The organism is Aquimarina besae, assembly GCF_042434905.1.
In the GTDB taxonomy this organism is placed as follows: domain Bacteria; phylum Bacteroidota; class Bacteroidia; order Flavobacteriales; family Flavobacteriaceae; genus Aquimarina.
In genome coordinates, this window is the sequence record NZ_CP170199.1 from 3,067,394 (window position 1) to 3,080,296 (window position 12,903).

A 12,903-nucleotide genomic window follows, 5' to 3' on the forward strand; every position below is an offset into this window, starting at 1 on the left:
ACCTTAAAGTAAAAGAATAAAGATGAATCATTAGAAAATGTTAGTTTCCTAATTATTAACGATATAATAGCTGTAATATTTTAGATTCTAGCTTGATAGGTATATAAATCAAAGTATCTACCTTCTGCTTCGATCAGTTCTTCGTGTGTTCCTCTTTCGGCGATGTTACCTGATTCTATGACTAAAATTTGATCCGCTTTTTTGATAGTACTTAGTCTATGTGCTATGACAAAAGTAGTACGTCCTTTCATCAATTCGCCCAAACTTTTTTGGATTAAAGCTTCGCTTTCTGTGTCTAGGTTGGAGGTTGCTTCATCCAGAATAATAATTTTTGGATCCGCAAGAATCGCACGAGCAATAGCAATTCGTTGGCGTTGGCCTCCTGATAGCTTCACACCACGTTCTCCGATCAAGGTATCTAAGCCATCATCAAATCGATCTGTAAACTCATTCACATAAGCCGCTTTTACAGCTTGTTGTAATCGCTCTTCCGAAGCATCAGGTCTGGGAAATAAGATATTTTCTCTTATGGTACCTTCAAACAAGAATTCATCCTGTAATACAACTCCTAGATTACGTCTGTAACTGCTAAGATTTACTTTAGAAATATCGTGACTATCAATCGTAATAAGACCTGATTTAGGATTGAGAAAAGTAGCGGATAAGCCGGCAATCGTAGATTTACCTGAACCAGAACTTCCTACCAAAGCGGTAACAGTTCCAGAAGGTGCTCTAAAACTGATATTATGTAATACTTCTTTTCCTTCTTCATAAGAGAAACATACATTGTTGAATATAATATCACCTTTGATGTTTTCTAATTGTATAGTTCGATTTTCAGGATCTTCTTCAGGATCCATATTCATCAATTCTTCGGTTCGATCCAGACCAGCTAATGCTTCTGTCAATTGACTGCCTATATTACTCATTTGTATGATTGGAGCTATCATAAAAGCAAGCACCATAGTAAAAAACAGGAAGTCTCCAGTGGTCATTGGATCAACATCTTGCATCATATAATAACCACCAATTCCCATAATTCCGGTAGAAGCAATTCCAGCTAATAGAAAGGTAGAAGAACTGGTCATCAATGCAGTAGCGGTTAGACTCTTTTTTACATTTTGAAATAAGCGATCCACACCTTCTTCAAAAACCTTACTTTCTTGTTCTTCTGCTCCAAACCCTTTAATAACTCTAACCCCAGCGAGGGTTTCGGTTAATCTTCCTTTCACTTCGGCATTAATAACACCTCTTTTTCTAAAAATAGGCCTGATGTATTTAAAAGCTTTTAAAGCTATGAATCCAAATAAGGAAACTGGGACTAATACAAAAAGAGTCATTAAAGGATTAATATATATCAAAATAATTAAAGAAATGATAGCGGTAAATGTTCCTCCTACCAATTGCACTAGTCCCGTACCTATTAAATTACGTACTCCTTCAACATCGCTCATAATCCTGGAAACCAGGGCACCCGATTTTGTGTTGTCGAAAAAACTGATAGGTAAGGAAAGCACCTTTTTCTGTACTTGTGCCCGCAATTCTGAAATCAAAAATTGAGCCTGAACACTTAGTATTCTGGTTAATAAGAACGAAGTTGTTGCTTGCACTAAAATAGCCACACCAACTATTGCCAATAGTTCATATAGTTGATTAAAGTCTTTATTAGGCACAACTTCATCTAACAAAACCTTACTTTTCCAGGGTAATATGAATCCAGCTACCCTTCCTATAATTATTAAAAGTAAACCTATGAAAACTAGATTTCGTCTTGGCCATATTATAGTTTTAAAAGCTTGTAAAATAGTTACTTTGGATTTCGTTTTATCTTTTGATGTGTTATTATTTTGAAATTCTCGCATAGTTTAATTTTGGTATTGAAAAGAGAAATAGTATAGTCTAACAGGCTTTGATCTCCATAGGAACCGTGTCCTGGAATGACTATTTCTGCATCCGGATAGGCTTTTTTAATATTGGTTACCGTATTTGACCATTCTGATAGATTGGCATCAGTTAGGTTTCCTTTTTTGGCATTCAAACTCTTGATCATACATCCGCCAAACAGTATTTTTTCTTTTGGGAAATAAGATACAATATTATCTTTTGTGTGTGCTTCACCAAAGAATGAATTAATAATAGTTTTATCGCCAAATTTTAGTTCCAGAGCATTGTCAAAAACCTGATCAGGTGCGATAATTCCATCTTGAATCATTAAGTTTTTGGTCGTATTGCTGGCAATTGTTAGAATATCATTTTTCTTGAAAATTTCAATTCCTTTTGTACAATCATCGTGAAAATGGTTAAAAACAGCGCCTATTATAGTAGTTTTTTGTTCATCTCGAAACCAATTAATCAATTCATTTGTTGCTTTTTCGGTAGCTGGACTATCAAAAACATAGGCTTCATTATCTTTGATATATACAAATCCGTTACACGGAAATTTAGCGCCATTTTTCAGAGTGATATACGAAATATGGATATAGCTATGATCGTTTAGTTTAAGTAGCTGAAGATCTTCAGAAATATGAATATTGTCGGCAACAGATGTGTCTTTACAAAAACCAAGGACGGTCGCTAAAACAAGAATGATGACTAGTTTTATGGTGTTTTTAACGAAGTTAGGTAGATTAACATTCGATATATTCAGAAGTACCTTTTTCATTTTCTTCATTCAGCCATTCCCAGTTTAGTGTTAGTTTTATTTTTTCTTTTTTCGTGAATGTGATATCCGCGATCGCTTTTCCTGCTTTTAATTTATTATCATTGGTCAGGCATTGATATAACATCAATAATTTATTATTATTTAAATGAGCAATGATTTTACCATATCGAATAGTACCGCCACTATAATCTGCTGTTACTAGATTACCATCTTGTTTGTATTTAAAAACGGTTTCAGAATTTACAGTACCGTTTTCCGAATTTTCCATAAGAAGGAATTTCTTATTGTTAAAGTTTATATCTTTCATTTCTTTTTCTAAAAAATGTATTCACTAAGATATAAATACCAGCTGGAATTCCGATCCAGATAACTTCACTTAACAATACTTTAATGCCCCAAATACTAAAGAATTTACTAGCTCCAATCGGAGACACTTGTATAGGTCGCCATGGGAAGAAATATCGAGTATCATCAAAAGGGGAGAAGAAGGCGATCCCTAATCCTCCAGAGGTCATTGCATCTAAAATTCCATGAGATGCAGTACAGATGGTAAAATATAAAATCAGTGCTAATCCGGTTCGAGTGATGATTTTTTTATTATAAAATATAAGTGTGACTAAAATACCAAGTAATAAAGCAAATACTAAAGAGTGTGAGAATCCACGATGTCCCCAAAAATCTTCATAAGATATTCCAAATTTAAAACCGATAACGTCTGCATCGGGTAGTATAGAGCAGCTGATACCTAAAACCCAAAACTTCCAGGTTGCAATCTCATTGCTAAACCCTTTCCCTAAAGCATAAGCCGCTAATGCGTGTCCAAATACTGAAGCCATTTATTAGGTATTATTTCTTTTTCTTCTTTTTGTGCTTAAGATTGAAGGTTTTGTCTCCTTTAGTTTTTGGTTTTTTGTACTTTTTTTTGATTTCTCTTTTATACTTTCCTCCCAGATTTACTTTTTTGTTTTTGTCCTTTTTTTCGTGAAACGCTTCGCCTGCCTCATCGTCATTTGGTCGTTTGTGGGGATTGTATATTTCTTTAACTTTGGGTTGTTCCTCTGGAGTTAGTTGGTCAGAGATTTCTACCGAATTTGGTAACTCTAATTGTTCTACTTTCATTTCCATTAGATCTTCTATCGCATGTAGATATTCTTGCTCTTTTTCTGTAGTAAGAACAAACGAAACGCCTTCCCTCTCTGCACGGCCCGTTCTACCTATCCTGTGCATGTAGTTTTCTGGATATTCTGGAGTATCAAGATTGATTACCTGACTTACATTTTCGATATCCAGACCTCTTGCCATTACATCGGTAGCGATAAGGATTCTGTTTTCACCATTTCTAAACTGTTCTATACTTCTTAATCGATAATTCTGTGTTTTATTGGAATGTATGATGCAGATTTCTTCTTTATATTTCTCTTCTAAGGCTTCAAACAGGCGGTCTGCAATCTTTTTATATCCAACAAATATGAGTGTTTTATGAAAGGTTTCAGTATCAGAAAGTAAATGTTCTAACAAATTAACTTTGGTATAAAAATTCGGAACTTTATAACCAAATTGTTTAATATTCTCTAATGGAGTACCACTTTTTGCCACAGATATCCTTTTCGGACTTTTAAAAATTTCGGTAATCATTTGGTCTACTTCATCCGTCATCGTGGCAGAGAACATAATATTCTGACGTTGTTGCGGCAGTATATCAAAAATATTCATCAACTGATGTCTAAATCCAAGATCTAACATTACATCTACTTCATCGATTACTATTTTTTGTAAAGATTTGAGTTGAAGTGCTCTACTGACTGCTAGATCATACAAACGCCCAGGAGTAGCTACTACAATATCCAAACCTTGAGAAACGGCTTGTTTTTGAGTATTAATATTGGTGCCTCCATAAACTCCAGTAACTCTCACATTGATGTATGTAGATAGTTTTTCAATTTCATCTACTACCTGAACCACCAATTCGCGTGTAGGTACTAAAACTAAAACTCGCGGGTTTTGCTGTATAGAATATTTCAATGTTCTCAAGATGGGTAGCATATATGCATATGTTTTACCGGTTCCCGTTTGTGCAATTCCTACAACATCCTTGCCGGACATTACCGTAGAAAACGCTTGTTCTTGAATAGGAGTAGGAGTTTCGAACCCCAGATCATCCAGTGCATTAATGAGTTGTGTGCTTAAATTTAGATCTCTAAAAGTCACTTTAAAAGTATTTTATTTGCGAAAGTACTTTATTTGATGGCAAAAAATACAAAAACGGTTAGAATATACTGTTTTATTACTCTACGACAATTAATAAAAAATAAGAGCTCTGTAATTTTTTTAATAAAGTAAACGACAAAATACAAGTATATTGAGATAAAAATTTGGGATAAAGCTGTATCTTTATAGTACTTAAGATGGCTATGGCAGAATTGATTAAACTTTATAATGAAAATCCAAATCCACGTGAAGTACAAAAGGTGGTTAATGTGCTGCGTGATGGTGGATTAATCATTTATCCCACAGACACTGTCTATGGTTTGGGGTGTGATATTACTAATAATAGAGCTTTAGAGAAGATAGCTCAAATTAAAGGAATAAAATTGGCTAAAGCTAACTTTTCATTTATTTGCAGTGATCTTAGTAATTTGTCGGATTATGTAAAGCAAATTGATAATAGCACTTTCAAGCTTTTAAAAAGAACGCTCCCTGGACCTTACACCTTTATCCTGCCAGGAAGCAATAATTTACCTACTGTTTTTAAGAAAAAGAAAACTGTTGGGATTAGAGTTCCTGACAATAATATATGTAAGGTGATAGTGGAAACCTTAGGCAACCCGATAGTGTCTACGTCCATTTATGATGAAGATGAGGTCATAGAATATACCACAGATCCCGAATTGATATTGGAAAAATGGTATAAATTGGTAGATATCGTTATCGATGGCGGTTATGGAGATAATGTACCTTCTACGGTGATTGATCTGACCAGCGGAGAACCTGTACTGGTTAGAGAAGGAAAAGGAGCTATTGATATTATTTAAGATATAATGTATTTTAGTTCATTTCTATAGGTACTGGGTGTTTTTCCAGAGAATTGTTTGAATAATTTATTAAAATGCGAAAAATTACTAAAACCACTTTCATAACAAATATCGGTTATACTGGTTTGTTTTTCGTGTAACAATTTAGCTGCGTGAACCAATCTGTATTCATTTACAAATTGAATGAAGGTTTTACCCGTGTTTTTCTTAAAGTATCTGCAAAATCCTGGGACACTCATACTTACTTTGTCTGCTATTTCTTCTAATGGTATTTGCCTTGTAAATTCTTCCTGCACAAAATTGAATATTAAATTAATCCGATTGTTATCTTGTAAGGAAGTTTCGATTATAAAACCTTCAGCATTTAAGATCGAGTAATCCTTAGTTTGAGACATTTCTTTTAATACTTTGAGAAAACCAAGCAACCTGTCAAAAGGATCTAATAACCCCAATGCTTCAATGAGTGCTCCAATTCTTCTTTTGGTATCCCCGTGAAATACGATACCTTTTTTTGCCTGTTCCATTAGTTTATGCACACCGCTCATTTCTGGGATATTAAAAAATGAATTACCTAGAAAGTCCGGTAGCATCTGTATAATCGTTTCACTTTTATTCTTCGTTAGACTATCGGTAAAACCACAATGAGGTAGGTTGGATCCAATAAGAATTAATGCTCCGTTTCTATAATATGACATATGACTTCCTATTTGTCGTTTTCCTGTTCCTCCATTAACATAGACCAACTCAATTTCTGGATGGTAATGCCAAATGGGAGCTTTATTCATCTTTTCTTTAGAAAAGTTTTCATAATAAAAAGAACTACCAAATTCTGGAACTATTTTTTCTAATGAAGGTTTTATGTTCGTATTCATAGCTTGGGGAAATTTCTTATTAATTAATTTTCGTAAACATAAAGTATCTATTCTGTTAAATAAATGTAAAATTTATTAAATCATATGTTAAATTAGCGTTACTAGGTTTTTTATAAGGGTATTAAGGTTAAAATTGAACATATATATGCAAATATAGTTGTATTTCTGAATATCTACTAGGCTCTATATTTGCAATGTAAAATATTAACAACAACAAAAACTTAAGTTATGAAAAGAGTTATTAACCTATGTTTGCTAGCATTAGTAATCACCACAAGCAATATCGCTAGTGCGGCAGGAAGAGTATCAGTAGAGATCACTAATTCGTCTATGGTTACGGTATCATTGACAGAAGTTGAAGCAGGAGAAAAACTATTCCTTAAGAACTATAATGGAGAAACGTTGTTTAACGTAACATTAGAAGCAACTCCTAATTATCAGAAATATTTCAATTTAGGAAATGTAGCAGATGGGGTATATTTTGTAGAGACAGAATCTCCATACGAGGTAAAAGTTACTCCATTATTGAAAAACAAAAAAGGGGTTTCTTTAATCAATACATCAGCGGTAACATTGTTTAAACCACAAACGAGTGTAGAAAACAACCTTATGAAAGTTCTGTTTAATAATACAGAAAAGTCTCCTTTCAATCTAACTATTTATGATAGTGAATGGACAGTATTAGAGGAAATAATCGGTAACGATGAGAAAATATTTAAAAGAACATTTGATTTTTCTAAAATGCCTAAGGGTGAATATCTATTATATTTCTCATTAAAGGATAGAACGTTTATAAAGAAAGTTAGTATTTAATTGTTTCATTATTAACTCAACCACTCAAAAAGCAGCACTAACCATGCTGCTTTTTATATTTTCTATTATGAAATCAGGATCGAAATATGGTTAAAATCGAATATATATCTGCTAATATTGTTGTCCTAGGATTCTGTACTTTACAGTAAATTTATAGGAGCAACTTTAAAAGTTATTATTATGAAAAAAGTAACAGAAATTTACCTATTAGTTGTCGCAATTTTTATCATTTCTTTTTCTGATTCGATACAAGATTTTGCCTTTGAAATTGAAGAATTCTCTTTGGAAACAGATGAGTTTTTGAATGGTTAACTATTTGTATCGGGTATTATTAAAAGTATCCCAGCGAATCTTTGACTGATTCTTTGTAATTTCTACCTACTGGTATTCTTATTCCTTTTAGGTCTATTTCTGTAGATGAAAAAGAATCTATATGGTCAATAGCGATTATAAAGGAACGATGTACCCTTATAAATCGCGATCCGGGTAGCAAGCTTTCAATATTACTGATGCTTTTGTAAGCAATGATTTCTCGATCTATAGTTTTGACTCGAATATAGTTTTTCAGACTTTCAATAAAAAGAATGTCTTTAAGAAATATCTTTTGCATTTTTTTTTCAACTTTTAGATATATAAAAGTATCTGGATAATTTGCTTCTTTTGGTAAGTCAGTGTTGAGGTTGATTTGAGTTGAAGCTGTTGATATTAATTTCAAGACCTTATGTATTGATTTTAGAAATCTAGAAAACTCTATTGGTTTTAATAAATAGTCAATGGCTTCGAGATGAAATGCATCCACTGCATAATCACTATAAGCCGTTGTAAAGATAATTTTGGGAGCAGGATTTAGTTCTCTAAGAAAATCAATTCCAGTTAATTCTGGCATTTGTATATCGAGAAAGATTAAATCAACCTTATCTTTTGCAATAATATTAAATGCTTCTAACGCGTTTGCGCAGGAAGATACTAGTTGCAGATGGTCGATTCTAGCAATATAATTCTCAATAATTTCTCTTGCTAATGGCTCATCATCAACAACCATACATTTAATTTTAGTATCCATGTAGAGTAGTTTTTATAAGTTTTAGAGTGAGCGTAATGCGATATGATAATTCACTGTCCGCTGTTTCTAATGAAAATTGACCAGGATACAAAAGTTCTAACCTTTTTTTTACATTTTTAAAACCAATACCGCCAAAATCGTCCTGGTGCCCGGTATTTAATTTACTGTTTTCTACCTGCATCATAAGTTGAGTTTGTTTGGCAAATATAGAGATGACAATCCAAGAATTCGCAGTAGAAGACGTACCATGTTTGAAGGCATTTTCTACAAATGGAATTAATAAAAAAGGAGATATTTGATAATCTTTGTCAAATTCTGATTGGAAACTAATATCTATCATTTTATTAAATCTTAATTGTTCAAGATCTATATAGTTTCTCAAATATGCAATTTCTTTACTTAACGAAACCTTCGGCACATTGGCTTCATACAGCATATACCTCATTAAATTAGATAGTTTTAGAACAGCTACTTCTGCAATATCTGATTTTTTTATGATCAAGGCATATAAACTATTAAGGGTATTGAACAGAAAATGTGGATGCACCTGGTTGCGAAGCTGGCTCAGTTCGGCTTCAATCTTTTCTTTTTGTAGTGTTAAGGTTTTTTGTTGCGAATTATGATAAAATTTAAAGAAGCTAAATCCTAATGGAATAATTGCGGCTATATTAACATCCAAAATAGTATTTACTAATTCTGTAATCGTAAAATATCCTTCGCTCTGCCAACTGGGTAAGTAGTTTGGCTGTACATAAAAAAACATAAGAGATCGCTGTATAACAACACTTGTGGCTAATAATAGAAATATATAGGCAACGATGAATGCTGCAATATTTTTTTTTATAAAAAAATTAGGAATCAGAAAATATATTGAAATGTATACCAAAATCATTCGTGCAGGCAAACTGAACGTCTGAATAGTAAATGAACGAATATAATCGTTATCGTAAGTTCCCCAAGTAATGCCGAAAAAAATAATTAATCCAATCCAGTACGTTATATGTCTAGCGATCCTATTTGAAAATATTTTTTTTACAAGAAAATGCTTCATTTAGATTTACATAAGCTGAAAAGACTAAAATCTGATTTTTTTTATAAAAAAAACAAATTTCAGGACAAACGACCGGTAATATAGTACATACTGCAAAAAAAGTTGTTTAATTCTTAATCTTTCCGATTGTCATCTATTTTTTTTGTTTACTGGTTGTCTGTCCTTAGATTAAGTAATTGGTATAAGAACATTGTTAATGATTTAAGATCTCTGGTTATTAGTTGTGTAAACAATTAAAATAATTAACAATGATATTTTATATGAGAAGAATACTGCTACTTTTTGTAGTTACCCTGTCAACCTCTTTTTTTGGTACAGCACAAAAAAGAGAAATTATTACCCGTGTAGAACCACCTTTTTGGTGGGTACAAATGAAAAGTCAGGATTTACAACTATTGATTCATGGAGAAAACATAGCCACTTTTGATGTTTCTATTCGTTACCCCGGAGTACAGATAAAAAAAATAAATAAGGTAGAGAATACAAACTATCTTTTTGTAGACTTAATTATAACGGAAAATACAAAACCAGGAAAAATATTACTAGAATTTACAAAGGATGGTCAAACCTTCAGCCATACATATCAGTTAAAATCAAGAAAAAAAAGACAATATACAGGACAGGCTATTACAGCTGCAGATGTGATTTATCTGATAACACCGGATCGTTTTGCAAATGGAGATACAACCAATGATTCAACAGAGGACACGCTGGAAAAAGCAAATCGAAAAGATGATAATGGTAGACACGGTGGAGATTTAAAAGGAATATTGGACAATTTTAATTACTTCGAAGAACTGGGAGTTACTACTTTGTGGCTAAATCCATTCTTAGAAAATGATCAACCAGAGTATTCATATCACGGATATGCGATATCAGATTTTTATAAAACCGATACACGTTTGGGAACAAATGAGGATTATAAAAAACTTGTAAAAAAATCTCATGAAAAAGGAATGAAAGTAATTATGGATCAGGTGTTTAATCATTGTGGAGCAGGGCATTGGTGGATGAAAGATTTACCATCCAAGGATTGGGTAAATCAATGGGATACATTTACACGTAGTAATTTTACTAATATAGCGGCTTCAGATCCCTATGTGTCTTCAAGCGATTTTGATTTACTTACAAAAGGATGGTTCGATATTAATATGCCTGATCTAAATTTAGAAAATGATTTTCTGGCAACTTATATGATTCAGAATTCTATTTGGTGGGTTGAAGATTCAGGTATAGACGGGATTCGTCTTGATACATATCCTTATCCAAATAAACATGCTATGTCTAGATGGATGAAAGCACTGACCCAAGAATATCCTGACTTTTATATGGTAGCAGAAACCTGGGCAGAACGGGCATCATACTTATCCTATTGGAATAATGACAAAGTAAACAAAGATGGCTATGTCTCCAATGTAAATAGTATCAGTGATTATGCCTTATATTATTCATTGATAAGAGCGTTTGGAACAAATGGTGATATTTCAGAGGTATATAAAACATTAGCTGAGGATTTTGTATACGGAAATCCGAAAAATAATAAAGTTTTTAACGGAAATCATGATGTAGATCGTTTGTTAGCTCTATTGGATGATGATGTAGAAAAATTAAAGTTAAGTATGGTATTTACTTTAACCACCCGAGGAATTCCTCAAATTTACTATGGGGATGAAATTTTAATGAAAAATAAAAGACCTGATGGAAAAGTAAGACAGGATTTTCCTGGAGGATGGAAAGATGATGATCGAAATGCTTTTACTGAATGGGGTAGAACACCACAAGAAAATGAAGTTTTTAACTATGTAAAAACTATTCTAAATTGGAGAAAAAATGCTAAATCTATCCATAATGGTAAACTTACACACTATCAACCAAAAGATAACATATATGTATATTTTAGATATACAGATGCGGATAAGACCATGATTATTATTAATAACAGTGATGTGGATTATCCAACTTTTGATTTGAAACGTTTCGAAAAGTCATTAGATGGATATACCAAAGGAAAAGAAATATTAACAGAAAAGGAGTTGAAAAACCTTCAACAAGTCAATTTATCTAAGCATACTGCATTGATTATAGACTTAGCAAACTAAATTTCCAAGCTGGCTATAGTAGGGTTTGGTAATTGATTATTCGGATTCGATTTCTTCAAGATCATTTTCAATCTCTTCGAGTTCATTCTCAATTTCTTTCAGCTCTTCTATAGCTTCTTCTTTACTTTGCTCTTCTTTTTCCTGAAACTCTGTGTCTACAGCTACTACATCCTTTACCCATAATGTTTTAGAACCACTTGCTACAATTACTAAAACACCAATCGTTAGAAATAAAAGTGGCAGTTTTTGAGGTTTTTGTTTCTTTTTAGAGATGTAATAAGCCGCAAAGCCTGATAATAGAGCTACAATACCTGGTAAAACACCAAGTGTTCCAAATGGTAATATAGCCATAATGATTCCTAAGAAAGCTGATAGGGCTGCTAGAGATAATAAAGCAATTCTCATATTTTTAATTTTTTAAACCAGAAGCCTGGGTTAATGTCAATTGACCGGTACCGGCTGGAATACTAAATTTTATCAACACGGGTACTTTATTTGCATCAGCAGTAAGATAAACGATATTTTGGTTTGTTCCTTTTAACGCGTCATTATTTACGGCTATTTTAAAGCACTCTTTTGTACCCATTACTTTGGTGCTAATTGATTCTTTTCCTAGCAACTTAAGATAGGCAGTCTGTGGTTTTCTGTCAAACAAAATTGTCATCTTTTGGCTACTTCCTGCCGGAGCCTTTGCAATATCCATATTTCTAATGTGGTAAAGTGTAGAAACTACATCAAAAGTATTATTACCCATTTTAAGAGTTTTGGTATTCGGCTCTTTTTTCTTTTGCATAGTAGCTTTTACTGTTTTATTCTTATAGCTGTATACGTATTTTTCTTTCTTTATATAGCCTCCTTCATTGATGTCCCTTTTGTATAGATAGGGTTTAAGATTGGAAGGATTTACATAAGCTTCATAGACATCTCTGATTTTAAAAAAAGAATCCCATTTAGAATAAGTAGCAGCATTACACTTAAGGCGTAAGTAGTTACTTTTACCTGTATTCACTCTAGTGGTTTCCATGGTAACCTGTGCAAGGTTGGTTAATAAACCAGACATATTGTAAGATGCAGTATACACCAGTTTTTCATTTTCCCCGATAGCAGTATTTGCCGATGTCTGTGCTTCTGCAGTTCCTAAAGAAAAAAGAAGTACAAGGATAAATAGATTTCTCATTGTTTTAAATAATTAGTCTTGAGTTACAAGAGACTTTTTTTCAAATGTTTTGTTTCAATTTTTATACCATTTTTCGAAACTTTACCTAAAAAAAAGGGTTAACTTTTACATTAACCCTTTTTCAAAAGTACTTT

Annotated in this window: 14 protein-coding genes; 4 read left to right on the forward strand and 10 right to left on the reverse strand. The window is 32.7% G+C overall.

The annotated features are described in order from the left end of the window. Positions 1–80: 80 nt before the first annotated feature. From ACE94K_RS13425 to ACE94K_RS13445, 5 genes are read right to left on the reverse strand one after another with little or no spacing between them, the layout of a single operon-like run. Entirely contained in the window at positions 81–1,862 is a 1,782-nt protein-coding gene (locus tag ACE94K_RS13425; protein WP_378173079.1) for an ABC transporter ATP-binding protein, read from the reverse strand. Next, entirely contained in the window at positions 1,808–2,662 is an 855-nt protein-coding gene (gene bla / locus ACE94K_RS13430; RefSeq protein ID WP_378173082.1) for a subclass B1 metallo-beta-lactamase, read from the reverse strand. Before bla ends, ACE94K_RS13425 begins: the two co-directional genes overlap by 55 nt. Then, positions 2,628–2,930, reverse strand: coding sequence for a hypothetical protein (locus tag ACE94K_RS13435; RefSeq protein ID WP_378173085.1), 303 nt, complete (start codon positions 2,928–2,930; stop codon positions 2,628–2,630). The genes bla and ACE94K_RS13435 overlap by 35 nt, the downstream gene beginning before the upstream one ends. 19 nt (positions 2,931–2,949) lie before the next feature. Continuing rightward, positions 2,950–3,498, reverse strand: coding sequence for a metal-dependent hydrolase (locus ACE94K_RS13440; protein ID WP_378173087.1), 549 nt, complete (start codon positions 3,496–3,498; stop codon positions 2,950–2,952). Positions 3,499–3,508: 10 nt separating this feature from the next. After that, positions 3,509–4,870, reverse strand: a complete 1,362-nt coding sequence (locus ACE94K_RS13445) for a DEAD/DEAH box helicase (protein WP_378173090.1) — start codon at positions 4,868–4,870, stop codon at positions 3,509–3,511. Positions 4,871–5,073: 203 nt separating this feature from the next. Between ACE94K_RS13445 and ACE94K_RS13450 the strand changes: the two genes are divergently transcribed. Then, complete coding sequence (locus tag ACE94K_RS13450; protein ID WP_378173093.1) at positions 5,074–5,694, forward strand: L-threonylcarbamoyladenylate synthase; 621 nt, start codon at positions 5,074–5,076, stop codon at positions 5,692–5,694. Here ACE94K_RS13450 and ACE94K_RS13455 read toward each other — a convergent pair. Next, positions 5,691–6,566, reverse strand: coding sequence for an AraC family transcriptional regulator (locus ACE94K_RS13455; RefSeq protein WP_378173096.1), 876 nt, complete (start codon positions 6,564–6,566; stop codon positions 5,691–5,693). The genes ACE94K_RS13450 and ACE94K_RS13455 overlap by 4 nt on opposite strands. Before the next feature lie 228 nt (positions 6,567–6,794). Between ACE94K_RS13455 and ACE94K_RS13460 the strand changes: the two genes are divergently transcribed. Beyond that, complete coding sequence (locus ACE94K_RS13460) at positions 6,795–7,379, forward strand: hypothetical protein (RefSeq protein WP_378173098.1); 585 nt, start codon at positions 6,795–6,797, stop codon at positions 7,377–7,379. A 180-nt stretch (positions 7,380–7,559) separates the two neighbouring features. Beyond that, positions 7,560–7,691, forward strand: coding sequence for a hypothetical protein (locus tag ACE94K_RS13465; RefSeq protein ID WP_378173101.1), 132 nt, complete (start codon positions 7,560–7,562; stop codon positions 7,689–7,691). A gap of 19 nt (positions 7,692–7,710) precedes the next feature. Here ACE94K_RS13465 and ACE94K_RS13470 read toward each other — a convergent pair whose 3' ends face one another. Both ACE94K_RS13470 and ACE94K_RS13475 read right to left on the reverse strand, forming a co-directional pair. Further along, positions 7,711–8,442 (reverse strand): LytR/AlgR family response regulator transcription factor, encoded by a 732-nt coding sequence (locus ACE94K_RS13470; protein ID WP_378173103.1) that lies wholly within the window; start codon positions 8,440–8,442, stop codon positions 7,711–7,713. Further along, positions 8,432–9,493, reverse strand: a complete 1,062-nt coding sequence (locus ACE94K_RS13475) for a sensor histidine kinase (RefSeq protein ID WP_378173105.1) — start codon at positions 9,491–9,493, stop codon at positions 8,432–8,434. Before ACE94K_RS13475 ends, ACE94K_RS13470 begins: the two co-directional genes overlap by 11 nt. A gap of 260 nt (positions 9,494–9,753) precedes the next feature. Here ACE94K_RS13475 and ACE94K_RS13480 point away from each other — a divergent pair, with 260 nt between their 5' ends. Next, positions 9,754–11,592: a glycoside hydrolase family 13 protein gene (locus ACE94K_RS13480; RefSeq protein WP_378173107.1), complete on the forward strand. Its 1,839-nt coding sequence runs from the start codon at positions 9,754–9,756 to the stop codon at positions 11,590–11,592. A gap of 36 nt (positions 11,593–11,628) precedes the next feature. Here ACE94K_RS13480 and ACE94K_RS13485 read toward each other — a convergent pair whose 3' ends face one another. Then, positions 11,629–11,997 (reverse strand): hypothetical protein, encoded by a 369-nt coding sequence (locus ACE94K_RS13485; protein ID WP_378173109.1) that lies wholly within the window; start codon positions 11,995–11,997, stop codon positions 11,629–11,631. A gap of 4 nt (positions 11,998–12,001) precedes the next feature. Beyond that, a complete protein-coding gene (locus ACE94K_RS13490; RefSeq protein WP_378173112.1) occupies positions 12,002–12,769 on the reverse strand; it encodes a DUF3108 domain-containing protein in 768 nt (255 codons plus the stop codon). Between the last annotated feature and the right edge of the window lie 134 nt (positions 12,770–12,903).